Origin of the sequence: Candidatus Acidulodesulfobacterium ferriphilum, assembly GCA_004195035.1 — a bacterium.
In the GTDB taxonomy this organism is placed as follows: Bacteria; SZUA-79; SZUA-79; order Acidulodesulfobacterales; family Acidulodesulfobacteraceae; genus Acidulodesulfobacterium; species Acidulodesulfobacterium ferriphilum.
Map to the genome: position 1 here is coordinate 1 of SGBD01000002.1, position 24378 is coordinate 24378.

General features: G+C 37.1%; 20 protein-coding genes, 3 tRNA genes and 3 rRNA genes. 22 read left to right on the forward strand and 4 right to left on the reverse strand.

What is annotated here, in order from left to right; translation table 11 throughout:
• The first annotated feature begins 665 nt into the window (after positions 1–665).
• From EVJ47_04405 to EVJ47_04440, 8 genes are all read left to right on the forward strand, one after another.
• A 16S ribosomal RNA gene (locus EVJ47_04405) occupies positions 666–2218 on the forward strand.
• 74 nt (positions 2219–2292) lie between these two features.
• A tRNA-Ile gene (locus tag EVJ47_04410) sits at positions 2293–2369 on the forward strand.
• A 19-nt stretch (positions 2370–2388) separates the two neighbouring features.
• Positions 2389–2464: transfer RNA gene (locus EVJ47_04415), tRNA-Ala, on the forward strand.
• A 92-nt stretch (positions 2465–2556) separates the two neighbouring features.
• Positions 2557–5578, forward strand: a 23S ribosomal RNA gene (locus EVJ47_04420).
• Positions 5579–5640: 62 nt separating this feature from the next.
• Positions 5641–5757: ribosomal RNA gene (gene rrf, locus EVJ47_04425) — 5S ribosomal RNA — on the forward strand.
• Together the 16S, 23S and 5S rRNA genes with 2 tRNA genes alongside form the textbook arrangement of a ribosomal RNA operon.
• A gap of 90 nt (positions 5758–5847) precedes the next feature.
• The gene (locus EVJ47_04430) at positions 5848–6738 is read left to right on the forward strand and encodes a prepilin peptidase (GenBank protein RZD14421.1); all 891 of its coding nucleotides are present in this window, start codon (positions 5848–5850) and stop codon (positions 6736–6738) included.
• Between the two features lie 104 nt (positions 6739–6842).
• Positions 6843–8516 (forward strand): hypothetical protein, encoded by a 1674-nt coding sequence (locus EVJ47_04435; GenBank protein ID RZD14422.1) that lies wholly within the window; start codon positions 6843–6845, stop codon positions 8514–8516.
• 87 nt (positions 8517–8603) lie between these two features.
• Positions 8604–8680, forward strand: a tRNA-Met gene (locus EVJ47_04440).
• Between the two features lie 292 nt (positions 8681–8972).
• On the opposite strand, the gene EVJ47_04445 is transcribed toward EVJ47_04440, so the two are convergent.
• Entirely contained in the window at positions 8973–9356 is a 384-nt protein-coding gene (locus tag EVJ47_04445; protein ID RZD14423.1) for a hypothetical protein, read from the reverse strand.
• A gap of 84 nt (positions 9357–9440) precedes the next feature.
• On the opposite strand from EVJ47_04445, the gene EVJ47_04450 reads away from it, so the two are divergent.
• The 6 genes from EVJ47_04450 to folK all read left to right on the forward strand — a co-directional run bounded on the left by EVJ47_04450 (position 9441) and on the right by folK (position 14388).
• Positions 9441–10274 (forward strand): GGDEF domain-containing protein, encoded by an 834-nt coding sequence (locus tag EVJ47_04450; GenBank protein ID RZD14424.1) that lies wholly within the window; start codon positions 9441–9443, stop codon positions 10272–10274.
• A 96-nt stretch (positions 10275–10370) separates the two neighbouring features.
• Positions 10371–11321, forward strand: coding sequence for a chemotaxis signal transduction protein CheV (locus EVJ47_04455; protein RZD14425.1), 951 nt, complete (start codon positions 10371–10373; stop codon positions 11319–11321).
• Positions 11322–11451: 130 nt separating this feature from the next.
• Positions 11452–11727 (forward strand): peptidoglycan-binding protein, encoded by a 276-nt coding sequence (locus tag EVJ47_04460; protein ID RZD14696.1) that lies wholly within the window; start codon positions 11452–11454, stop codon positions 11725–11727.
• A 100-nt stretch (positions 11728–11827) separates the two neighbouring features.
• Entirely contained in the window at positions 11828–12547 is a 720-nt protein-coding gene (gene bioD / locus EVJ47_04465; protein RZD14426.1) for a dethiobiotin synthase, read from the forward strand.
• A gap of 38 nt (positions 12548–12585) precedes the next feature.
• Positions 12586–13746 carry an aminotransferase class I/II-fold pyridoxal phosphate-dependent enzyme gene (locus EVJ47_04470; GenBank protein ID RZD14427.1) on the forward strand — a complete coding sequence of 387 codons (1161 nt, stop codon included), beginning with the start codon at positions 12586–12588 and terminating at the stop codon, positions 13744–13746.
• A 27-nt stretch (positions 13747–13773) separates the two neighbouring features.
• Positions 13774–14388: a 2-amino-4-hydroxy-6-hydroxymethyldihydropteridine diphosphokinase gene (folK, locus tag EVJ47_04475; GenBank protein RZD14428.1), complete on the forward strand. Its 615-nt coding sequence runs from the start codon at positions 13774–13776 to the stop codon at positions 14386–14388.
• A gap of 1 nt (position 14389) precedes the next feature.
• On the opposite strand, the gene speD is transcribed toward folK, so the two are convergent.
• The 3 genes from speD to EVJ47_04490 form a co-directional block, all read right to left on the reverse strand.
• Complete coding sequence (gene speD, locus EVJ47_04480; GenBank protein RZD14429.1) at positions 14390–14797, reverse strand: adenosylmethionine decarboxylase; 408 nt, start codon at positions 14795–14797, stop codon at positions 14390–14392.
• A 103-nt stretch (positions 14798–14900) separates the two neighbouring features.
• Entirely contained in the window at positions 14901–16895 is a 1995-nt protein-coding gene (locus EVJ47_04485) for a hypothetical protein (GenBank protein RZD14430.1), read from the reverse strand.
• Between the two features lie 74 nt (positions 16896–16969).
• Positions 16970–18664 (reverse strand): methyl-accepting chemotaxis protein, encoded by a 1695-nt coding sequence (locus EVJ47_04490; GenBank protein RZD14431.1) that lies wholly within the window; start codon positions 18662–18664, stop codon positions 16970–16972.
• Positions 18665–18933: 269 nt separating this feature from the next.
• Between EVJ47_04490 and EVJ47_04495 the strand changes: the two genes are divergently transcribed.
• The 8 genes from EVJ47_04495 (at position 18934) to purQ (ending at position 24378) form a co-directional block, all read left to right on the forward strand.
• Positions 18934–19278: a cytochrome c gene (locus tag EVJ47_04495; GenBank protein RZD14432.1), complete on the forward strand. Its 345-nt coding sequence runs from the start codon at positions 18934–18936 to the stop codon at positions 19276–19278.
• Between the two features lie 159 nt (positions 19279–19437).
• The gene (locus EVJ47_04500; protein ID RZD14433.1) at positions 19438–19791 is read left to right on the forward strand and encodes a cytochrome c; all 354 of its coding nucleotides are present in this window, start codon (positions 19438–19440) and stop codon (positions 19789–19791) included.
• Positions 19792–19986: 195 nt separating this feature from the next.
• A complete protein-coding gene (locus EVJ47_04505) occupies positions 19987–20973 on the forward strand; it encodes an Lrp/AsnC family transcriptional regulator (GenBank protein RZD14434.1) in 987 nt (328 codons plus the stop codon).
• Complete coding sequence (locus EVJ47_04510; protein ID RZD14435.1) at positions 20966–21568, forward strand: MotA/TolQ/ExbB proton channel family protein; 603 nt, start codon at positions 20966–20968, stop codon at positions 21566–21568. The genes EVJ47_04505 and EVJ47_04510 overlap by 8 nt, the downstream gene beginning before the upstream one ends.
• Before the next feature lie 55 nt (positions 21569–21623).
• Entirely contained in the window at positions 21624–22022 is a 399-nt protein-coding gene (locus tag EVJ47_04515; GenBank protein ID RZD14436.1) for a biopolymer transporter ExbD, read from the forward strand.
• Positions 22023–22051: 29 nt separating this feature from the next.
• Positions 22052–23344 carry an adenylosuccinate lyase gene (locus EVJ47_04520; protein ID RZD14437.1) on the forward strand — a complete coding sequence of 431 codons (1293 nt, stop codon included), beginning with the start codon at positions 22052–22054 and terminating at the stop codon, positions 23342–23344.
• Between the two features lie 57 nt (positions 23345–23401).
• On the forward strand, positions 23402–23665 hold the full coding sequence (gene purS, locus EVJ47_04525) for a phosphoribosylformylglycinamidine synthase subunit PurS (protein RZD14438.1): 264 nt from the start codon (positions 23402–23404) through the stop codon (positions 23663–23665).
• A complete protein-coding gene (gene purQ, locus EVJ47_04530; GenBank protein ID RZD14439.1) occupies positions 23662–24378 on the forward strand; it encodes a phosphoribosylformylglycinamidine synthase I in 717 nt (238 codons plus the stop codon). Before purS ends, purQ begins: the two co-directional genes overlap by 4 nt.

Here is a 24378-nt window from a genome sequence, read left to right on the forward strand (position 1 = left end):
GATGGATACTTACGATTGTTCTTGCTTCCAAGAAAAGCGATTTCAGGTCTGACCCTTTATTGGAAAGCGCCGTGATAAAAGGCAGGATGATGGAAGACATATGTAAAAAATATATAAATAAAGCGCTAAAATACTTTGAAGATAAGTTTCAAAAGAAGGTGAATCCGGAAGACCTTACGGTTATTGAACTTGAATATGAAGAATACGGTAATTTTTTAAAAGGTGAAACAAAGCAAAACGAATATAAAAATATTAATACAGCGTCGGTTTCGTCTGATATAATAGTAGATTTTTTAGTAAAGGTTGATGCCGCGTCCAGTAAAAGCGAAGCAAAAAGGCTTATCAAACAGGGGGCGGTTAAGATATATTTCGATACTTTAAATGAAAAAAATATTGAGTCTAAGGTAGGGCAGGACTTTTTTCAAGTAGCTGAAAACATTGAAGAATTTATTATAAAATCCGGAAAGAAAAAAATATTTAAAATAAAATTAAAAAAAGATTAAAAAAACGCTTGACATTGATTTAACATTTTTATATACTATTTTAACACTTCGAGATTAGGTATTAAACAAACCTGCTAATGAAGATCGGTCTTTGAGAACTAAACAGCACGCATTAAAAAGCATTAAAAACAAATCAGTTAATTTCTTGATAATAATTTATTGTTATAGAGAGTTTGATTCTGGCTCAGAACAAACGCTGGCGGCGTGCCTAACACATGCAAGTCGTACGTGAAAGTCCCGCAAGGGATGAGTAAAGTGGCGAACGGGTGAGTAATACATAGGTAATCTACTTATAAGTTCGGGATAACAGTTCGAAAGGACTGCTAATACCGGATAACGTACCGTGTCACAAGATGCGGTACCAAAGGTGGCCTCTTCACAATGCTATCGATTATAAATGAGCCTATGGACCATTAGTTAGTTGGCAGGGTAATGGCCTACCAAGACAAAGATGGTTAGCTGGTCTGAGAGGATGATCAGCCACACTGGAACTGAAACACGGTCCAGACTCCTACGGGAGGCAGCAGTGGGGAATATTGCGCAATGGGGGAAACCCTGACGCAGCAACGCCGTGTGAGCGATGAAGGCCTTCGGGTTGTAAAGCTCTGTTAAATAAGAAGAAACTCCCGCATTCTAATACAATACGGGATTGACGGTATTATTAGAGAAAGCACCGGCTAACTCCGTGCCAGCAGCCGCGGTAAGACGGAGGGTGCAAGCGTTGTTCGGAATTACTGGGCGTAAAGGGCGTGTAGGCGGTTTAATAAGTTAGGTGTGAAATCTTCAGGCTCAACCTGAAAAGTGCACTTAAAACTGTTAGACTAGAGAGTGGTAGGGGGAAGCGGAATTCCTAGTGTAGAGGTGAAATTCGTAGATATTAGGAAGAACACCGGCGGCGAAGGCGGCTTTCTGGACCATTTCTGACGCTGAGACGCGAAAGCGTGGGGAGCAAACAGGATTAGATACCCTGGTAGTCCACGCTGTAAACGATGAACACTAAGTATGGGGAGATTTATCTTTCTGTGCTCAAGCTAACGCGTTAAGTGTTCCGCCTGGGGAGTACGGTCGCAAGATTAAAACTCAAAGAAATTGACGGGGGCCCGCACAAGCGGTGGAGCATGTGGTTTAATTCGACGCAACGCGAAGAACCTTACCTGGGTTTGACATCCTCTGACAACTGAAGAAATTTAGCTTTTTCCGTAAGGAAACAGAGAGACAGGTGCTGCATGGCTGTCGTCAGCTCGTGTCGTGAGATGTTGGGTTAAGTCCCGCAACGAGCGCAACCCTTACTTTTAGTTGCCATCATTAAGTTGGGCACTCTAAAGGAACTGTCGGTGATAAACCGAAGGAAGGTGGGGATGACGTCAAGTCCTCATGGCCTTTATATCCAGGGCTACACACGTGCTACAATGGACTGTACAAAGGGAAGCGAATTTGTGAAAATAAGCAAATCCCAAAAAGCAGTCCTCAGTTCGGATTGAAGTCTGCAACTCGACTTCATGAAGTCGGAATCGCTAGTAATCGCGGATCAGCATGCCGCGGTGAATACGTTCCCGGGCCTTGTACACACCGCCCGTCACACCACGAAAGTCTGCAATACTAGAAATCGTGATGCTAACTCGCAAGAGAGGCTAACGCTTAAGGTGTTGCCGGTAATTGGGGTGAAGTCGTAACAAGGTAGCTGTAGGGGAACCTGCGGCTGGATCACCTCCTTTTAAGGGAGTAAAATATTAAGCGTGCTGTTTAGTTTTGAAATACCGGTTAGCATTTATTGGCTATAAAGGCTTATGGGCCTATAGCTCAGGTGGTTAGAGCACACGCCTGATAAGCGTGAGGTCTCTGGTTCGAGTCCAGATAGGCCCACCATTAGCTTAAGGCTTATATCGGGGGTGTAGCTCAGATGGCAGAGCGCCTGCTTTGCACGCAGGAGGCCATCGGTTCGATTCCGTTCACCTCCACCATTTTATTAATACCGGTTAAATTTTTTATTTGCTCTTTGAAAATTGAATGTGAAATTAAGCAATTAGTGATTAGGATCAAGGCGAATGTTTTAATATAGATTAAGTTACTAAGAGCGTATGGTGGATGCCTTGGTATCCGGAAGCGATGAAAGACGCGGTAAGCTGCGATAAGCATTGGGGAGCTGCCTAACAAGCTATGATCCAGTGATTTCTGAATGGGAAAACCCACCGAGATAAAATTTCGGTATCTATAATTGAATTCATAGGTTATAGAGGCGAACGAGGGGAACTGAAACATCTAAGTACCCTCAGGAAAAGAAAACAATAGTGATTTCCTTAGTAGCGGCGAGCGAAACGGAAAGAGCCTAAACCATGCATAATTATAGCCTGTAAGCGTTTTATGCATGGGGTTACGAGATGTCTTTGGGGTTTTACAGAGACCCGATGGAGTTACAAAATTAATTCATAGTTGAACAGTCTGGAAAGGTTGATCATAGTGGGTGATAATCCCGTAAACGAAATGAATTAGTCTCCATAAGATATTCTCAAGTACTGCGGAACACGTGAAATTTTGCAGGAATTACGGAGGACCATCTCCGAAGGCTAAATATTACCGGATGACCGATAGTGAACTAGTACCGTGAGGGAAAGGTGAAAAGCACCCCGAGAGGGGAATGAAATAGTATCTGAAACCATATGTTTACAATCAGTAGAAGCTCTATGTTTATTAGCAATAATAAGCAGAGCGACTGCGTGCCTTTTGCATAATGAGTCAGCGAGTTATTATGTATAGCAAGGTTAAGCCGTTAATGGTGGAGCCGAAGCGAAAGCAAGTCTTAATAGGGCGAATTAGTTATACGTAATAGACCCGAAGCCAAGTGATCTATCCATGGTCAGGATGAAGCAGGAGTAAAATCCTGTGAAGGTCCGAACACACTAACGTTGAAAAGTTAGGTGATGAACTGTGGATGGGGGTGAAAGGCCAATCAAACTTGGAGATAGCTGGTTCTCCTCGAAATATATTTAGGTATAGCCTCGCAAATTAGTAACCGGGGGTAGAGCACTGGATGAGCTAGGGGTCTTACCGGACTACCAAACTCAATCAAACTCCGAATACCGGTTATGTTATTGCGGGAGTCAGACTGTAGGAGATAACTTCTATGGTCAAAAGGGAAACAACCCAGATCGCCAGCTAAGGTCCCAAAATTCATGCTAAGTGGAAAAGGATGTGGAAGCGCATTGACAACCAGGAGGTTGGCTTAGAAGCAGCCATCCTTAAAAGAAAGCGTAATAGCTCACTGGTCAAGTGAATCCGCGCCTAAAATGTACCGGGGCTAAGCATGATACCGAAGCTGCGACTATGTATGTAAATACATGGGGTAGAGGAGCATTCCGACAACCGCTGAAGGTAGATCGAAAGAACTGCTGGAGGAATCGGAAGAGAGTATGCTGACATAAGTAGCGAGAAAATATGTGAAAAACATATTCGCCGTAAGTCTAAGGTTTCCTGAGCAAGGTTAATCCTCTCAGGGTTAGTCGATCCCTAAGTCGAGGCCGAAAGGCGTAGATAATGGGAAACGGGTTAATATTCCCGTACTACAATATTAGCGTCACCAGTGAAGGGGGGACGCAGAAGGATAGGTTGTCCTGCTGACGGAATAGCAGGTTTAAGCAGGTAGGATTGATACTTTGGAAAATCCGGGTATCTTTAAGTCCGAGATGCGAATAGGAGAGTCGAAAGATTCATAAACCGACCGATTCCATGCTGCCAAGAAAATCCTCGTAGCGAGTTAATATTGTAATCGTACCGCAAACCGACACAGGTAGACTGGGAGAGTATCCTAAGGCGCTTGAGATAACTCTGGTTAAGGAACTCGGCAAATTGACACCGTAACTTCGGGATAAGGTGTGCCTGTTTTAGTTAAAGATTTACTCTGTAAGCTTTAGCAGGCTTCAATGAAATGGCGGTAGCGACTGTTTAATAAAAACACAGGTCTCTGCAAAGTCGCAAGACGAAGTATAGGGACTGACGCCTGCCCGGTGCCGGAAGGTTAAAAGGAGAGGTTAATGCCGCAAGGCGTGAAGCTTTGAATTGAAGCCCCGGTAAACGGCGGCCGTAACTATAACGGTCCTAAGGTAGCGAAATTCCTTGTCGGGTAAGTTCCGACCTGCACGAATGGCGTAACGACTTCCGCGCTGTCTCAACCAGAGGCTCAGCGAAATTGAATTACCGGTGAAGATGCCGGTTACCCGCAACTAGACGGAAAGACCCCATGCACCTTTACTATAGCTTGGCATTGAAATATGGAACGATATGTGTAGGATAGGTGGGAGACTGGGAAGCCGCGGCGCTAGCCGTGGTGGAGTCAACCTTGAAATACCACCCTTATTTTTCTGTGTTTCTAACTACAATCCGTAATCCGGATTTAGGACAATGTCTGGTGGGTAGTTTGACTGGGGCGGTCGCCTCCTAAAGAGTAACGGAGGCGCGCTAAGGTTCCCTCAAGCTGATTGGAAACCAGCTGTAGAGTGCAAAGGCATAAGGGAGCTTGACTGCAAGACTGACGGGTCGAGCAGGTACGAAAGTAGGTCTTAGTGATCCGGTGGTCCCTCATGGGAGGGCCATCGCTCAACGGATAAAAGGTACGCTGGGGATAACAGGCTGATCTCCTCCAAGAGCTCATATCGACGAGGAGGTTTGGCACCTCGATGTCGGCTCATCACATCCTGGGGCTGTAGCAGGTCCCAAGGGTTTGGCTGTTCGCCAATTAAAGTGGTACGCGAGCTGGGTTTAGAACGTCGTGAGACAGTTCGGTCCCTATCTGTTGTGGGCGTAGGAAATTTGAAGGGAGCTGTCCTTAGTACGAGAGGACCGGGATGGACGAACCTCTAGTGTTCCAGTTATCACGCCAGTGGTAATGGCTGGGTAGCTATGTTCGGAAGGGATAACCGCTGAAAGCATCTAAGTGGGAAGCCCCCCCTAAGATTAGATTTCCCCTGTGGCAACACAGCTAAAGATCCCTCATAGACTATGAGGTTGATAGGTCGGGTGTGTAAGCGCAGCAATGTGTTTAGCTTACCGATACTAATAGATCGTGAGGCTTAATCATTTATTTATTGCCATTGATTCATTTACTAATTTGCTTAATTTTCATTTGATTATTTATAGACAAGTTTTCGGTAACTATAGCATAGGGGAAACACCCGTTCCCATTCCGAACACGGAAGTTAAGCCCTATAGCGCCGATGGTATTATGCGGGTAGCTGCATGAGAGAGTAGGTCGTTACCGGATTTATTTACCCCGAATAATAAGTTTAAAATCTTATAAGTTATTCGGGGTATTTTTTTATTTATTAACGATATTAATGTACACTGCAAATTTATGGTTTTTAATAGCTTCGAACCCGTAAATTTTTTATTTTCCCATAATAGTTTTTTTTTAATCACGGTATTTCTCTTATTTATCGGGTTATCGATCGGAAGTTTTTTGAATGTGGTTATATTCAGGCTTCCCGTTAAATTATCGATTATATACCCGCCTTCAAAATGTCCTGATTGCGGTTCAAAAATTAAATTTTATGATAATATTCCTGTTTTAAGTTATATAATTTTGTCTGGAAAATGCAGAAAGTGTGGTCATAAGATTTCCCCCGTTTATCCAATGGTAGAATTATTAACGGCCTTAATTTTTTATTCGTTATTTATAAAATATTTTTATAATGCTTATTTTTTTTATAAAATTAACATATTAAATATCGATTACTTTAAGGATTATCTGTGGGCGCGGCTTGATTATTTTATTACGTATAGTATTTTTGTATTTATTCTGATTCCCATCGCCTTTATCGATTTATTCCATCAAATAATACCGGATATTTTGAATGTTTTAACGATTATTTTGGGATTTGTTTTAAATATTCTATTGCTTCATAAATCCTTTTTGTTTCCATTATACGGTTTTCTGGGGGCAGGGTTATTTTTTTATTTCATAGCTTTTTTTTATGAAATTATTAAAAAAAGGGAAGGGTTGGGGGGCGGCGATATAAAGTTAATCGCAGGAATAGGCTCGTTCATTGGACTTCCTGGAGCCATATTTACAATTTTTGCAGGCTCTGTTTTTGCTTTGATAGGATTTTTTATTGCCTTCATATTTTTTAATTCTTATAGTAATAAAAAAATACCGTTTGGTCCATTTTTATCGTTAGCCGCGGTTTTGTACGCATTTTACGGTCGCAACCTGTTAAATTTATATATCGGTTTAATAAAAAAATAAAAATGTAAAAAATTGACAAATTCTTTTTAATATGTAAAAATAAAAGGGTTACGGCGGTAATGAATATCTATTAATTAAATTTTAATTAAATTAAGAGGCTTATTATGAATACGGCTTTTCAAAAAAAATCAATTAGAATGGCAATATTTTTCATTTTTTCCATTTTTGTATCGATGCTTTTGCTTGCGAAAAGCGCAGATGCCTCTGTTAAAATAGGTATTCTCCCCTATAAAATAATTTCTACGCATTACGGAAGGTACTCTTATATAAAAGACAGTATTCCCGTCATATTGGCTTCAAATTTATCCTCAAGCGGCATTTCTGTCTCAAGAAATTCCGATATAAATGATTTTATTACGAAAAATCATATAACCTCTTTTTCAACCGGCAATCTTTTAAAAATTTCGGAACATTTTGATTTAAAATATTTAGTTTTTGGAAGGGTAATTAAAATCGGGAATGTCTTTGATATTACAACAAATGTATTCAATCCTTCCGAAAAGGCGGTGGTTTACAGGCATTCCATTCAGGTTTCAGGCTCAAAATTTATAATAAATGATATAAGCGGATTATCTAAGGACATTAAAACAAAAATTGCGTCGCTGACATCTCAAGAAAAGGTTAAAAAACCGGAGGAACTTCAAGCGCCTTCCCCCGTCATCTCTTCTGCCCCTCCCGCTACAAGCAATATGTACATAAAAAGATTTAATCAAAATAGCAAAGGACTTTTAAGAACTCCGACAAAACATTATGTAATTCAAGCATTTAGCGCGGGCAAATTTTTAAATAAGGGCGCGCAGGTGGCCGTTGCCACAAGAAGCCGTGTTATACTGTACAACCTTTTAATAAACGGCGGTTTGAAAAAACTTACCCAATATAATCTATCATTGCGGTCGAATGCCATATATATCGGATTTTATAAAATATCAAAAAATAGAACGGCGATAGTGCTTACAAAGACAAAGCTGGGTATGGTAATATCGTATTTACTTGCCTATAATGACGGGAAACTTATTAAAATCACCCCAAATTATAATCTATTTTTAAGAGTAATGAGCCTTAAAAACCATAAAAAGGTGATAGTGGGGCAAAATCCTATATCGGTTGTTCCTTCCGGCAGGTACTTTAACGATTCGGTTATAGGCCAAAATACCTATCCGATCGGCCAATTTGGCGGCGATACTTATGTTTACAGATTTAATGAAAATAATAATACTTTAGTAAAAGCAGGTAATTTGCCGTTTTTTTCAGGCATAACTCTTTATGGCACGGCTTACGGCAATTTTATGGGGAACGGAAAAAAATATCTTTTAGCTTTATCTAATTCCGGAAACTTAATGATTATAAATGAAAAAGGAAAAACTGTCTATACGGGTTCAAAAACTTACGGTGGCTCACCCCTTCAGATTAAGGTTCCGTCCTTTGGCGGGGTTCGCAGTTCAAGCGTCACAGGTGGCTTAATTTACAATGTTCCCGCCCAAGTTAGCAAGTTTCATATTAATGGAAAAGACGGCATAGTCGTAATAAAGAACTATCGGCAGGGAGCTTTTATGCAGCATTTAAATTACTACACTAAAAACTCCGTTTATAGTTTAGTCTGGAATAATGTAAATTTTTATCCAATGTGGAAAATAAGGCCTGTTGCGGGATACAGTGCAGGATTTTCCATTTTTAAATTGAATAAAAAAACCTATCTGGCAAATGCGGTAGTCGAAAGTTCCGGTTCCATGTTTTCAAAACCGGAAAGTTATATAGCGATATATAAGCTGTCATCGTAATAAAAGTATTATTGTAATTTAAAGCATAATCTGATACAATAAAACCCTGCCGTTAAACAAACAACTTTAATAAGGTTATTTTAAGAAGGCGGTGTAGCTCAGCCGGTTAGAGCATACGGCTCATATCCGTAGTGTCCGGGGTTCAAGTCCCTGCACCGCCACCACTAAAAACTGCAGTAAATAAGCCGTTTGCGGGAATGCCGTTTCTATTGGCAATATCTAAAGTATATATGAGATAATTTAACGCAAATGCATTTAAAGCCCCAATTCTAATTTTAATGCTGTCATATTCGTGCATAGCCGCAACATTACTTGACATACGATTAGTAAAACACTTCTTTTTGTTATGTTCTTATGAAATAGAATATACTACATTTGTAGTTAAACCATTTTTGCCGTACAATAATTATACATTTATAAATCTGGGGTACGGTTTTTGATAACCTGCGCCGCCGTTTATCTTGTCAGTATCCTGCCTTCTTTTTTATCGTAAATAAATCTTTTTCCTAAAGGTGATAGGGGATAGCCTTTGTTATCGACCTTAATATTTTTAATAAATTTATTCTTTATATATTGTATTTTGCCGTTTATTATCCTTTTTTTTAAATATCCGCTCTTTGCCAATATCGATAGATTTTCTGGAAATCTGCCGTATTTTAACCTGTATAAAATCAATGCGGTATTTATTTCCTGAACATCTTCTTTATATGCGGCAATTTTGGCATATTTTGTAATCTTTAAATACTGATGAATCGAGATAACGACCAGAACGAAAACCATAATCAGCACAATAATATTTTCGAAAGAAGTTTCAGAGTTTTTATTTATAACGATATTCACAATAATATTGGTAAAAAATAAATTGTAATAAGTCTTAAAAAAATATAAAATTTATTTAAATTATAAATAGATATTATAAATTTTATGAGAAAGCAATGGTATTATTCCGCATTTTTTGCAATTATAATTATCCAATTTTTAATCGAATTGGGCTTAATTTTTATTAATTTTGACCTTCTATCGGCATATAATTCCATTAAAAAACAATATAACATAATAGGCGCGATAAATCCATTCGTATTAATATATAAAAATACGCTTAATGCCGTTTTTATCGGCTTATTTTTGGCTTCAATTTTATTGATTTTAACTTTATCGGCATTTATTTTAGCAGTAAGATTTAAAGATAATATATTTGATAATAATAACTATCTTGAAAATGAGGCTTTCACCGACGGTCTGACCGGCCTTTATAATAGAAGGTATTTTGACAGCTTTTATGAAAATATATTTGCCCAAAGTTATAGATACGACATCCCTCATTCTTTGATAATGTGCGATATAGATTACTTTAAGAAGATTAACGATACTTACGGCCACGATAAAGGCGATATTGTTTTAAAAGAGGTTTCGGATGTATTAAAAAACAATATAAGAAAATCGGATATTGCCGTGAGATTTGGCGGAGAGGAATTCATAGTGTGTTTGCCTTCCACCGACATCGCTAATGCCGTAGATGTTGCAAGGAAAATAAAACAAATGATTTCAAAGATTCGGACAAAAGACATAAAAAAGGTTACCATAAGCATGGGTGTTGCTTTTTATAAAAAAGAATTCGGAAATGAATCTAAAGATATGTTGAAACATCTCGATAATCTTTTATACGAAGCAAAAAATCGAGGCAGAAATCGGATAATATCGGGAGACCATCAAGGCAGTATTATAGAAGTCGAAGAAAATCCATGGGCAGATGAATAGGCAGGATATTTTAATAACGCACCGTTATTGATTAATTACAGGTGCGCATTTTATTGGTTGTTGCATAATAAATCATTAAACCTTACGGAGGAGTTTATGGCAAACCATTCTAATAACGGCGCAAGCTCAATAAATCCCGGACACGATATTCTCGAGGTTGGACAAAATAGGATGGAATTAGTGGATTTCAGGCTCTTTAGCGTGAATGAAAACGGAGAGGAAAAAGAGGGGGTTTATGGAATAAATGTAGCTAAGGTTATCGAAATTATTAAAATGCCGGCAGATATATCCGAGACTCCTAATACTTCCGAATTTGTGGAAGGAATGTTTAACCTTAGAGGGTCTGTTGTTCCCTTGGTCAATTTACCAAAATGGATGGGAATCGCCGAGCCTGAAGAATTAGACAGAAAAAATTTTAAGGTTATTATCACGGAATTTAATAGAGTTAAAGTCGGATTTGTTGTTCATGAGACCACAAAGATAAGGCGTGTCTCGTGGAACGATATAAGCGCCCCCGAATTATCGTCCGTAAGTTCCGAGGGTTCAAAGGTAACGGGAATTATAAAGGTTGAAAACGATGAGCTTTTACTTTTACTTGATTTTGAATCCATTGTCGATGAACTTGGCTTTTACAGCAAGGAAAACAAAGAGATAGACATTGAAAAAAGGGAATACGATGAGGATAAAACCATACTTATTATCGACGACTCATCATCGGCAAGGAAAATAATTAACAATGCTTTAATAAAAGAGGGGTTTAAGACGGTTACGACTTTCAACGGTAAAGCCGCTCTTGACGCTGTCTATGAGGATAAATATAAATTTGATGCCATTATATGCGATGTCGAGATGCCGGTGATGGACGGCTACACTTTTACAAAAACTATGAAGTCTGACGATAAATATAAAAGTATTCCTATAATAATGCATAGTTCTTTAAGCGGAGCCGAGAATTCGACAAAAGGAATAAGTGCTGGGGCAGATTTTTATGTCGTTAAATTTGACCCTATCGAATTTATTAATACATTAAAAAAAGCGTTAGGATAATTTATTTTTATTGCAATAATTTTATGAAAATGTTAAATAATAAAAGATGTTAAGTTTGTAAAAAAAGGAGGTGAAAAATAAATTGAAGAAACTATCTTTGTTTTTAGTTATGCTTTTGGCTTTCGCTGTAATGCCGTCAAGTTCCTTTGCTATGAATAAATCAAAGGTTGCGGCGAAACCTGCTCCTAAGAAGGTTGTAGTAAAAAAGGCCGTCAAATCGTTACCGGTTGCAACAATCAAAGCTGCTCAGCAGGCGCTTTCCAAAGACGGGCTATATAAAGGGAAAATCGATGGAATGATCGGACCTATGACCACAAACGCGGTCAAAGCCTTTCAGAAGAAAGAAGGATTAAAGGTTGACGGGATTATCGGTCCTAAAACCCTTAAAGCCTTAGGTGTAAAATAAGTTTTTTTAATCTGTCTTCCCCGGTTTAACCAACCGGGGGATATCCTTTCTTTAAGTTCAACAAGCCAAATTAAATCATGCAAAGCTATAGCTGTGCCGTATGCCAAACAAAACATTCTTTATAACGGGGATAGATACAAATATCGGAAAGACCTTCGTCAGCCTGCTGTTACTCCTTGCTTTTCAGCAAAAAGGCTTAAACGCGGGGTATATGAAGCCGGTTGAAACAGGGGTTAAAATTAATAAAGCCGGTTCAAAAAATTACTTAGACGGACGCCGTTTGAAAGATGAAGGCGGGCTTTTGGCAAACCTTGAAATTATTACGCCCTACACCTTTCAATCTCCTTTATCTCCCTATGCCGCATCAAAGATTGAAGATAAGACAATATGTATAAAAGAAATACTTTTCAAATTTTATGAATTAAACAGGATGTATGATTATATGATCGTCGAAGGGGCGGGCGGGATGCTTGTTCCTTTAAAAAAGAACCATTTTGTGATAGATATTGCAAGGTATATAGATGCGGGTGTAATTCTGGTAACGAAAGCCGGACTGGGAATGATAAACCATACTTTGTTAAACATAGAATATGCAAAAAGCCATGAGATTAAAATATCGGGGATAATTATCAATAATGCCTTAAATGAAAATGACGAAAGTGTTTTATCCAACAAAAAAACATTATTGGAATATACCGATGTCCCTATTTTAGGAGATATTCCCTATCTGCGAACAGAAAAAGATTTAAATTTAAAAAATAGGGATTTACTTAAAGAATTAGCCTCTAAATATATAGACATCGAAAATATTTTAGGGTAAAATATATTTAATATCAAAGGAGGATGCAAAAAGCCGATATGAAATTTGAATTTTCAGAGAGATTAAACAAACTTCCGGTGTATCTTTTTGCCGAGATAGATAAATTAAAAGCTCAGGTGAAGGCAAGGGGAGTCGATATAATAAGCTTTGGTATCGGAGACCCCGATCTTTCCACGCCTAAAACAATTGTGGATATATTAAAAAAGGAAAGCGGGATAGACATTAATCAAAAATATCCTTCATATGAAGGGCTTTTAAAGTTTAGGGAATCGGTAGCAAACTGGTATAATAAAAAGTTTGGCGTTTCATTGGACCCTGAGACGGAAGTTTTGTCGTTAATCGGTTCCAAAGAAGGCATAGGGCATCTTCCCTTAGCGTTCATAAATCCCGGCGATGTTGTTTTGGTGCCGGACCCTGGTTATCCCGTCTATAAGGCAGGCACGATTTTTGCCGGAGGCATTCCCTACATAATGTCCCTTAGAGAGGATAACGACTTTTTACCGGATTTTTCCGATATCCCGCCTGATGTTTTAAAAAAAGCAAAATTAATGTTTTTAAATTATCCCAATAATCCGACTTCCGCAAGAGCTGACAGGCATTTTTTTAACGAGATCGTAAAATTTGCCAAAGAAAACGATATAATTGTTGCCCATGATTTTGCGTATTCGGAGGTTTACACGGGAGAAAGGGGAAATGATTCGTTTTTAAGCGCTCACGGAGCTAAAGACATAGGAATAGAGTTTCATTCCCTTTCAAAAACATTTAATATGACTGGATTCAGGATAGGGTTTGCAGTTGGAAACAAAGATATACTTCACGGACTTGGAGCCGTTAAAACAAACCTTGATTCAGGGGTTTTTCAAGCGATACAATTAGCAGGCGCTTACGGGCTCGATAACGAGCTTGATACGATAAGAGATAATAACATTATATATAGAAAAAGAAGAGAAATTTTGGTTGCGGGGCTGGAAGAACTCGGCTACGAAGTATATAAATCCGATGCGACATTTTATGTATGGGCGCATGTCCCAAGGACAGGTATGACCTCTAAAGAATTTGCAATATCTTTATTGAACGAAACGGGCATCATCATAACCCCCGGTTCAGGCTTTGGAGATTTTGGCGAGGGTTATGTCAGATTTTCTTTAACCATCAATGAAGACCGCATTAGAGAGGCATTACTTCGCATGGGCCTATAGATCTGATAGATAAATCTGTGGATAAAAATGGGTAGCAGAAATGCATATTATGATATTTACCTCGGTTTTGGGAGCAATGTAGGCAACTTAGAAAATAATCTGCTTAACGCGGTGTTTCTTATACGGAAAGAAATAACAAATATTAATATTATAAGTTCATCCAATATTTATTTATCTTCGCCGGTGGGAAATGCGAAATTGAAAATCAGTGCGGCTCATCAGCCTGATTTTTTGAATTGCGTGATTTTATATAGAATGACAGGGGCAAATCAAAATCTTTATAAAACATATAAGGATTTTGGAAAGCAGCTTCTTTTCAAATTAAAAAATATTGAAAAAGATTTGGGCAGAAAAAAAGAGGCAGTTAGATATTCGCCGAGAGTTATCGATATCGATATACTCTTTATTTATGATAATTATAACCGAAAAACAATAAAACTAAACTTACAGGAGCTCAAATTACCTCATCCAGAAATCAAAAATCGCAAATTTGTACTTTTGCCGCTATTAGATTTGTGCGGTAATTTAAAAAATATAAAAGAAGCTTTGATAAAAATAGATAAAACCGATGCAGGGCTTTTTCAAAAAATAACCCCTTATGGCTGTTTTAATAAAAACTTTACAAAAATTTTGAAATTCTAAGCTAACGGGCTACAAGCTTCTCTTCGCAAAAAACTTTATGGGGAAGGTCTTCATTGTATATCGATATAAGTCCTCTTTTTATCTCCATAATTTGCGGTTCTTTCGACCCAAATCTTTCGATTAAGAATTTAGCCGCCTCTTGAGGCTTTATTAGATTTCCGCAGGTAAATATATCGATAGCGGCGTAATCATATTCAGGCCATGTATGTATAGAAAGATGAGACTCCGCAATTATTACCATTCCGCTTATTCCAAACGGGTTAAATTCGTGAAACTTATATTCCACAATGGTAGCTTTTGCTTCCGTAGCCGCATCTAACAGGGCAGTTTCCACAAAATCAAGGTCTCCAAGGATATTTTTCCTGCAATTTTTAAGCTCTAAAAGTAAATGCGTTCCTAAGGAATTCATTTTACTTTACCTCCTTCTTAAAATTAAAATAAAGACACGATTTTTTATTATATTTCATATAGATAAAATTGCAAGAAAAATTTTAATAATTTTTAATATTTTTTTATTTATTTACTAATAAAATATTATTTACTACTCCATTTGAATTTCCATAAAAGCTAAATATTTTATGAACTTTGTTAGTCGTCTTGCCGGTGGATATTTCATACAAATCCTTTTGGAATATTCCACGTTTTAAGTAATTTTTAATGAAAAAAATATTTCCTTTTATATTCCCGGTAAAATTTCCTATCAAGCCTTTAAAATTCGTTATATTTAATATCGATAAATTATTTTTTGCATTCTTTCTGATTTCTATTAAATCGTTTAAGAAATCGTTATCATAATATGAATGCTTAAGAATAAATATAGACCCGTCGTTTTCTACAAGAAAAGGCATCGTACCGTAAAAATGGCCTTTAAATGAATATATTGTTTTAATACCCTTGCTTTTAATTTTATTATTCGCCTTTATGCTTTTATATCCAAGCATTTTAATATAATTAACGACGCCGTTCCCGGAAGGCGTTAAACCGCTCATCCATAAATTGCCATGACTATCGAATGTTAAATAGGATGAATAAAAATTGAGTTTTATTTTGCGGGCGGGATATGTCTTGATTCTGCCGTTAATAAAGCTAAAGGTGTTTTCTTCGAGATAGTCTTTAAGCTTGCCGTGCTTATACTGATATAAAATAAACCAAATCTTATTTCTGTTGACCGCTATATTGCTCAGTATTCCTTCATTTTTATGTCTTACGGTTGAAGCCATTTGTATATTGCCGGGGTTATTTAACATAAAACAATAAACGCTTCTGTCGAATGTACCTTCGAGCGATTTAGTATCGGAGAAAAAAATTAATTTATTTCTTAACTTTCTGCCTCTGCCTCTACCTATACTAATAAAATTAATATTAGAGGCATAATTAATATCGGTCGTTAAAATAGTTTTATCGTTTACTTTGTTTCTTTTTGAATAAAAAAGCCTGATATAGGCTAACGGCACGCCGTTGTAAGCATAACTGTGTTCAACATATAACAGCTTAAATTTTCTGCTTATCTGTTTTAATTGTTTGAGTTTTAATTTTAGATGAAATTTTTTTGGCCTTAGCTTTTCATTATATGCAGGTTTTTCGCCTATATATTTCTTGACAATAATCAAAGAACCGTAGCTCAATTTTTTCCATGCCGCATAGGAATTTATTATTGGAAGTTCTACGCATCCCATGCTTTGATTAACGCCGTAAATCCCCCTTGGAAAACCGTGCAGCGCTTCGCCGCCGTTAAAATAATTTACGAACGGGATATCCGTGTCGTCGTATTTTGTTTTCCATGGGGTAGTTCCGCTCATATTTGTAGTGAAAAATTTCAGGTATATCGGAAAAACTCCATCATTTGTCGGCGCTTCGGTAATCCCTGTATTTGCTAAAGAAGTAAAGATAATATTCCCGTTTCTCCAGATACTTATAGTTTCCGGAAAATTTTTATTGACTATCGTATAGTATATTCCCCAATAATTAATACCGCTTTTTTTCAGATAATCTTTTATTAAAACTTTCCATAATGATTTATTTATCGCGCCCGTTACTATAAGTCTTTGTTCATACTGAAAATTCATAACGGCGCTTTTAATCAGGGTATTAAAATAACCGGGTTTCCATTTAGATTTTACTTCAACAGGGATATTTTTATATTTCCATTTCCAAATAAATTTTACTTTTTTGTGTTTTTCTTTAATAACGCAATTTAACGGCAGATAGCCCAACTTAGAAAGGATATAATCGGCCAATAATACATCTTTTCCGTAATTTCCGTAATAAATAGCATGAAAGTCCCGAAGGGACTTCACAAGACCGCGGGCAGAAAGCGAAGCGGCCGCATTGTAATCTTTATTCGAAACTTTGTCTTCTTTTTCAGGAGGTTTAAAGGATGGTCTTTGATTTTTTAAAACGGCGGCATTGATATACCGGAATTTAAGTATAAAGAAACCTAAAGAGCCGATGGCGATTAAAATAAAAAAAGTTATTAAAACTTTAAAAATTTTGTATTTTAACGGCATTTATCTTAATTATTTGTAACTTTTGTAAGTTAATTTATTAAGTTTTATATTGCATATATATACCTTTGTTCCATTTATATTTTAAAAACGCTGATGTTCTTAGATAGCAACGAGGCAAGTTTTGATAATTCTAATGCGCTCGTCTGTATTTGATCGGTGCTTGCCGATGTCGATTCCTGCGCCCTCAAGATTGAATCGCTTGAGGCGGAAATCTCTTCGGTGGCTGTTGACTGTTCTTCCGCAGCCGTTGCTATTTGCGTAATCATATCCTTCAGTTTATTTGTAAGCTCCCTTATAGCTTCAATCCTTTCCCCTGCTTTTTTCGCAACCTCGACGCCGTTTCTTACCTCTTCTTTTCCGTTATTCATCGACTTTATGGCTTTTACGGTATCCTCCTGGATGGAGATTATCATTGTGGTAATTTCTTTTGTTGCTTTTGTGGTTCTTTCGGCTAATTTTCTGACTTCATCCGCCACAACCGCAAAACCTCTTCCCTGTTCTCCTGCTCTCGCAGCCTCTATTGCCGCATTTAAAGCCAATAGATTAGTTTGATCGGCTATTTCATCTATTACCGCGATAATTTCGCCTATTTTCTGCGATGAAACCCCCAGTTCTTCCATTACGGCTGCTGCCTTATCAACCGCCTTTTCAATTGAATTTATCTCTTTGATAACGCCCTGGACTGCATTATATCCCTCTTCGGTCGCTTTTTGCGTGCGGTCCGCTTCCTGTGCCCCGGAACTTGAATTTTTTGCAACTTCTAAGATAGCCATAGTTATTTGTTTTATGGATTCAACTATCGAAGAACTGTTTTGTTTCATATTTTCCATATTGCTTTTAAGCTCTTTCGAAGAATAATTAAGCTCTTCTCCCGAACTCGAAATGGAATCTACCGCATTGTTGATAGATTTGACATTAGCAGACAAAGATTCTACCAGGGTATTAACATGCCCAATGAGCCTTCCTATTTCGTTTTTGGGGTTTACGCAGGTTTTTATCTTGGACCTTAAATCTCCGTTGGCGACGTCTTCTATTTTTTTGATTGTAATTTCAAGTTCGTCTATTAAAAATCTTTTAAAATAATAGCTCACAGAAAGCAACGCTAACAATACTAAAAATGGGACAACTATGAACATATCCAATAAAAATTTAATTTTATTATTCATGCCGGAAGACATGGCGTACCGGTCAAAGTCAAGCAATTTAATAATAGCGTCCATCTTATCGTTAAAATAAGACGCTTTTAAATTTGGTCCAGCTTTAATAGGATTTTTTAAAAGTTCGATAACATGAGGTCTGTATTTTGCCATAATTTGCTTAAGTTCGTTCATTTTTACTTTAGCTTCGGGAGTTTTTAAAGCGGCAGGTCTTTTCAATAAACTCTTTTCCATTCCGAAAAGCTTTTTAAAATGTTCGCGTTGAAATCCTGAGTAAAAACCGTTTACGGCTATAACGTTGCTTTTTCTCGCCAATTTAATTTTATCTACCAGAATGTTTATTTTTTTATCGATAGATGCGGTATTATATTTTTTTTTCGTAAGTTTGGCCAATGCAATGCCGGATTTTCTCAGTTTGGTTAAGTATATTAAATTAATGGCATTTCTGTTAACCTTCAATAAAGAAATAGATACGGAGCCCAAAACAGCTTGAATATACGACCTGTTTTTGATTTTATTTAAGAAGCCGAGCAGGGAAAAATTTAAAATCAGAAAAACGATAAACATAACAATTGCCGCTATGTAAAGTCTTGATTTAAAAGTTGAAAACATAATTCCTCCAAAGGTATTAGTAATTATTGCTTATTCATTTTTCTTTTAAATATTTTTCTTTTCGGGTATTTTAATTCTTATAAACAGTAAAGGTCAATAAAAAAATAATATTAATTGAGCGCGGCGCTAATTTTAATTCCGCACCGCTTGCACCACTTGTAAAAACCATTGACATTAAACTTATTATATTATATAAATTTATATTATATAAATAATAATGGTATTGTTTTAAAATTAATTTAATTTTTAAGGGGGTGAAAATTTTAATTATGCAAAAATTTATCGCATCTTTATTTGTTGCCGCAGCTTTGATGTTTAGCGCAAGCGCTGTTTTTGCCGCATCGGGGGCATCGCTTTTTAGCTCCGAAGGCTGCATTGCCTGCCACACCATTAACGGAGAAGGCGGTTCAGTAGGGCCTGATCTATCGCATGTCGGGAGCAAAAGAAGCCTTTCATGGATTAAGACCCAAATAACCGATCCCTCCGCTCATTTTGCGGATGGAAGTTCCGTTACGATTGACGGCAAATCCTATATGGCAATTATGCCAGGGCATAAGCATATGGAAGCGTCAGACCTTAACGCATTGGCGGAATATCTTGAATCTTTAAAATAAACCTTTTATCTACCTCTTTTTAATTCGATATGCGCGGCTTAACTTAATCGGTTTTTATATTTTTGGCTTAATTGTTAATAAATCTATTTTGAAATATGTACAATAAATTAAGTTTGCATATATTACAATTAAAATAAAAAAAGGAGGTAAAAAAAATTGATGTTTAAAGTTAAAAAGTTTGTTTTGATGTCGGTTATTTTTCTAAGCGTGTCGGCATTTGGGATTTCGGCATACGCGTATAGCGGGGTATCGCTTTTCAGCTCTGAAGGATGTATTGCCTGCCATACCATTAACGGAAAGGGCGGAACGGTTGGACCTAACCTTTCGCATGTCGGGAGCCAGAGAAGTTTGTCATGGATCAAGACCCAGATAGTTACGCCCAGCGCTCATTTTGCATCAGGCAGTATGGTTACGATTAACGGCAAATCCTATATGGCAATTATGCCTAACCATAAAGATATGCCTGCATCTCAGGTAAACGCTATTGCGGAATATCTTGAATCTTTAAAATAGTTCTAAAGCATTCTTTCTTTAATTTAAAGCCCTCGGTTGTTAAAACTAATAACCGGGGGCTTTCCTTTTATAATTAGTGCAGGGCGAATTTCATTCTTGACGGTTATTTTAATAAATTGTTATAATTATACTGTTATAAAAATATAAAAAATTTACTTGACCGAAAACCTTTAAGGAAATTGCATCGGCTTTAATATGGAATTTGAATTAACCGATAAAAAGATATTAAATATACTGCAAACGGATTTTCCAATTTCCGCAAGGCCGTTTCTTGATATCGCAGGCGCAATCGGCATAACCGAGCAAGAGGTTATAGATAGAATTTTAAATTTAAAGAAAATTAAAGTTATAAGGCAAATAAGCGCCATATTTGATTCTCATAATATAGGTTATAAAAGCACATTAGCCGCATTCAAGGTAAGCGAAGGTTCGGTGGATTTTGCCGCAAATATTATTAATTCTCATAACGGGGTCAGCCATAATTATTTAAGAAGCAACGAATATAATATCTGGTTCACTATAACTTTGCCGGCCGAATTAGATCTCGAAGAAGAGATTAAAGTTTTAAGCAAGGAGTCTAATGCTTCGGATTATTTAATACTTCCGACCCTTAAACTTTTTAAAATAGGGGTTAACTTTGATATGACGGGTGAAGATAACGCCTCCTTTAAATTTTTTTCCCATGACGATTTTAAAGATGATGTCGATATAAATGTGTCCGATTTTGAGAAATGCTGTATAAAAGAACTGCAAAAGGATTTGGAAATTACGCCCGAACCCTTTAAAAATTCATCCGTGTATTTAGGGATTTCTCAAGATAAACTCTTAAATCAAGTAAAAGATTTTATATCCGAAAAAAAGATGAGAAGATTTGCCTGCGTTTTGTATCATCAAAAAGCCGGATTCAGTTATAACATAATGGGAATATGGAAATCAAAACCTGAAGATGTCGATAAAAACGGTAAGCTGATGTCTTCGGTAAAAGAAGTGTCCCATTGCTATCAAAGGCCTGTTTATCCCGGAAGGTGGGAATATAACATATTTACGATGATACATGCAAAATCTAAAGAAGAGGCTTTTAAAATAATGAAAGACATTTCCGCTCTTACTGGAATTAACGATTTTGACGCTTTAGAAAGCGTTAGAGAATTTAAAAAGGTTCGGGTCAAATATTATGTTTAATCAAAGCGAGTTATTAACGGAATTCTTTCTATATCCATTAATATTGTGTTCTATCGTTGCTTTAGCTATTATAATAGAAAGGTTTTACAGCCTTCGTAAATCAAAAATATTTCCGGAAGATTTTTTATCGAATGTGGAAGATTCTTTAAAAAATGGAGATATCGAAAAGGCTAAAGGTTTATGCCTGCTCAGCAAGACCCCTATCTCAAGGATTTATCTTGCTATTATAGGCAACTATAAAAATTCCGCCGATACAATGAAGCTTGAGGTTGAGGAGTCTGGTAAAAGGGCATATTTAGACCTTGAAAAAAACCTTGAAGGATTGAGCGCGATAACCACGATTGCTCCGCTTTTAGGCCTGTTGGGAACGGTTGTCGGCATGATAAAGGCGCTCGGCGCCGTTTCATATCAAAGCGGCATCACAAACCCCCACTTATTGGCTCTGGGTATTTCGGAAGCTTTGTATTCAACCGCTCTTGGGCTTATAATCGCCATTATTTCCTTTTTGTTTTATAAATATTTTGCCTCTAAGGCGTTTAATTTTGGCGCCATGATGGAAGACACGGCGTCAAGGGTTATAGCCTTTATAAAATAAGATTAATTTATCGTTCTCATCGTATCCGCTTTTTAAATTATAAAATTATTATTATATGAAGTTTGTGCAAAGAAGAAAACCTGACCCGGTCATAAATGTCATCAACATGGTTGATGTTTTTTTAACTTTACTCATATTTTTTATGATGACAACCACATTTACTTCTAATTACGGTCTAAAAATACATTTACCCAAATCGGGAATTAAATCCGTTACCGAATCTAAAAAACCTGTTACCATATACATAACAAAAGGCGGCAGAATTTTTTATAAAAAGAAACAGCTTTCTTTAAAACAGCTTTCTTTATTTTTAAAAAATCTTAAGGTAAACGGCGGTAACCCGACTATTATAATTAAGGCCGATAAAAAATCCACGGCGGCCGATATCGTAAGCGTTATGGGTTTAAGCGTAGAACACGGGTTTTATAAAATAGCCATTGCTACAAAAAAATAATTGTATTTATAATACGGAGGGTATTTTACTTGATAGAAAGGTATTCCTTGCCCGAAATTGCAAAAATTTGGTCTTTAGAAAACAAATATGAGACATGGCTTAGAGTTGAATTAGCCGTGTGTTCCGCTTATAATAAATTTGGTAAAATTCCTGACAATTCCATAGGCAACATAATTAAAAAAGCCAGATTCAATGTTGTCGAAATAGAGGAAACGGAGCGGATTACAAGACACGATGTAATTGCTTTCTTAACCAATGTCGCAAAATATGTCGGAGAAGATTCAAGATTTATCCACATGGGACTCACATCGTCGGATATCGGCGACACATCCTTTTCTTTAATTTTGAGGCAGGCGCTGGAACTGATACTTAAAAAAATCGAAGCTCTCGAAGGGTCTTTAAGAAATCAGGCGCTAAGGCATAAGCTTACCCCTATGATAGGCAGGACGCATGGAATACATGCGGAACCTATTACATTCGGCTTTAAACTGTTGATATTTTATGAAGAGATCAAAAGAGTTAAAAAGAGGGTTAAGGATGCTATTTTATCGATTTCTTACGGCAAACTTTCTGGGGCTGTGGGAACTTATGCTAACATACCGCCCGAAGTCGAGCATGACGCGCTAGATTTGCTCGGCTTAAAATCCATTTTGTCAAATCAGGTTATTCAAAGGGATGTTTACGCCGATGCCTTTTATGCGCTTGCCACTCTCGGCGCTTCATGTGAAAAAATTGCTCTTGAAATCAGGCATCTTATGAGAACGGAGGTTGCCGAATTAGAAGAGCCTTTTGCCCCCGGACAAAAAGGATCGTCCGCTATGCCGCACAAGAAGAACCCTATCGTATCGGAAAATATTTGCGGTCTTTCGCGTGTTTTAAGGTCGAATCTTATTGCCGCCATCGAGAATATCCCGCTCTGGCATGAAAGAGATATTTCGCATTCATCCGTTGAAAGGATTATAGGACCTGATTCTACTATTTTAGCGTATTATGTGCTCAATCAGCTAATCTATTTAATTGATAATATGATTGTAAGCAAGGACAATATGCTTAAAAACATAGATTTGACAAAAGGAGTAATCTTTTCTCAAAAGGTTCTTTTATCTTTGACCGGTAAAGGCATGCTGAGGGAGGATGCTTACAAAATCGTTCAAAAATTGGCGCATGAAAGCATTCAGACGCAAATAAATTTTAAAGATTTATTAAAAAAGGATGAGTCGGTGTTAAAGCTTATGACGATTAACGAAATTGAAGGCATTTTCGATATAAATTACTACTATAAATATATTAATTATATTTTTGATAAGTACGCAAATATTTAAATTAAGCATCTATTGCGTCTATCTCATCTATATTATTTTAATCTTACGGGGGGGGGAATGAGCGGCAAAAAAGCAATGATTAAGGTAACATTAAAAGAAGAAGTCCTTGATCCTCAAGGAAAAGCAGTTTTATCCGTGTTAAAATCCTCAGGTTATAATAATATTAAGGATGTCAGGGTCGGAAAATATATAGAACTTACGATAGATTCGGATAAAGAGGATAAGAGTAAAGCTGATATGTTAAACGGAGAAATAAAAGAAATATCCGAAAAAGTTCTTTCAAATCCTTTAATAGAAGAATTCGATATCGAAATAAAATGAATAATAAAAACATAAAAGCCGGCATAACCGTTTTTCCAGGCTCAAACTGCGATTTTGATGTATATTATGCTTTAGCCGATATTTTTGGCATAAGTACCTCTTTTATATGGCATAAAGATAAAATTAACGACTTAAGCGGGTATAATTTAATTGTTATCCCCGGCGGTTTTTCTTACGGCGATTACCTCAGGGCAGGAGCGCTGGCGGCAAGAAGTCCGGTTATGGAAACCTTAAGGGAATACGCGGCTAAAGGGGGCATAATACTGGGCATCTGCAATGGTTTTCAGATACTTTTAGAAGCGGGACTCTTAAGCGGGGTTATGCTCGCCAACAGGTCGTTAAAATTTGAGTGTAAAAATGTATATCTGAAGACATTAAAAGCCGATACGCCGTTTACATGCGCCGTAAAAAAGGGCGCCGTTCTTAAAATGCCCATTGCCCATCATGACGGCAATTATTTTGCCACACCCGAAATAATAGGCGATCTGAACAAAAACGATAAAATAATTTTTAAATATTGCGAACCTGACGGGGGATTAACCGATAGTTCTAATCCGAACGGCTCGCTTTATAATATAGCAGGCATTTCAAATGAAAAATTTAATGTAATGGGGCTTATGCCCCACCCTGAAAGGTCATCCGAAAAACTTCTCGGCAGCGAGGACGGGGGTTATATCTTTAAATCGATAATAAAATATATAAGAGAAAAATAA

Bases quoted from the DNA above. Each gene is read 5' to 3' on its own strand.
- EVJ47_04500 (RZD14433.1), top strand. From the start codon at position 19,438: ATGTTTAAAGTTAAAAAGTTTGTTTTGATGTCGGTTATTTTTCTAAGC.
- EVJ47_04455 (RZD14425.1), top strand. From the start codon at position 10,371: ATGGCAAACCATTCTAATAACGGCGCAAGCTCAATAAATCCCGGACAC.
- EVJ47_04450 (RZD14424.1), top strand. From the start codon at position 9,441: ATGAGAAAGCAATGGTATTATTCCGCATTTTTTGCAATTATAATTATC.
- EVJ47_04490 (RZD14431.1), bottom strand. From the start codon at position 18,664: ATGTTTTCAACTTTTAAATCAAGACTTTACATAGCGGCAATTGTTATG.
- EVJ47_04505 (RZD14434.1), top strand. From the start codon at position 19,987: ATGGAATTTGAATTAACCGATAAAAAGATATTAAATATACTGCAAACG.
- EVJ47_04485 (RZD14430.1), bottom strand. From the start codon at position 16,895: ATGCCGTTAAAATACAAAATTTTTAAAGTTTTAATAACTTTTTTTATT.
- EVJ47_04460 (RZD14696.1), top strand. From the start codon at position 11,452: ATGCCGTCAAGTTCCTTTGCTATGAATAAATCAAAGGTTGCGGCGAAA.
- speD (RZD14429.1), bottom strand. From the start codon at position 14,797: ATGAATTCCTTAGGAACGCATTTACTTTTAGAGCTTAAAAATTGCAGG.
- bioD (RZD14426.1), top strand. From the start codon at position 11,828: ATGCCAAACAAAACATTCTTTATAACGGGGATAGATACAAATATCGGA.
- EVJ47_04515 (RZD14436.1), top strand. From the start codon at position 21,624: ATGAAGTTTGTGCAAAGAAGAAAACCTGACCCGGTCATAAATGTCATC.
- EVJ47_04430 (RZD14421.1), top strand. From the start codon at position 5,848: ATGGTTTTTAATAGCTTCGAACCCGTAAATTTTTTATTTTCCCATAAT.
- EVJ47_04510 (RZD14435.1), top strand. From the start codon at position 20,966: ATGTTTAATCAAAGCGAGTTATTAACGGAATTCTTTCTATATCCATTA.
- EVJ47_04470 (RZD14427.1), top strand. From the start codon at position 12,586: ATGAAATTTGAATTTTCAGAGAGATTAAACAAACTTCCGGTGTATCTT.
- EVJ47_04495 (RZD14432.1), top strand. From the start codon at position 18,934: ATGCAAAAATTTATCGCATCTTTATTTGTTGCCGCAGCTTTGATGTTT.
- purS (RZD14438.1), top strand. From the start codon at position 23,402: ATGAGCGGCAAAAAAGCAATGATTAAGGTAACATTAAAAGAAGAAGTC.
- folK (RZD14428.1), top strand. From the start codon at position 13,774: ATGGGTAGCAGAAATGCATATTATGATATTTACCTCGGTTTTGGGAGC.
- purQ (RZD14439.1), top strand. From the start codon at position 23,662: ATGAATAATAAAAACATAAAAGCCGGCATAACCGTTTTTCCAGGCTCA.
- EVJ47_04435 (RZD14422.1), top strand. From the start codon at position 6,843: ATGAATACGGCTTTTCAAAAAAAATCAATTAGAATGGCAATATTTTTC.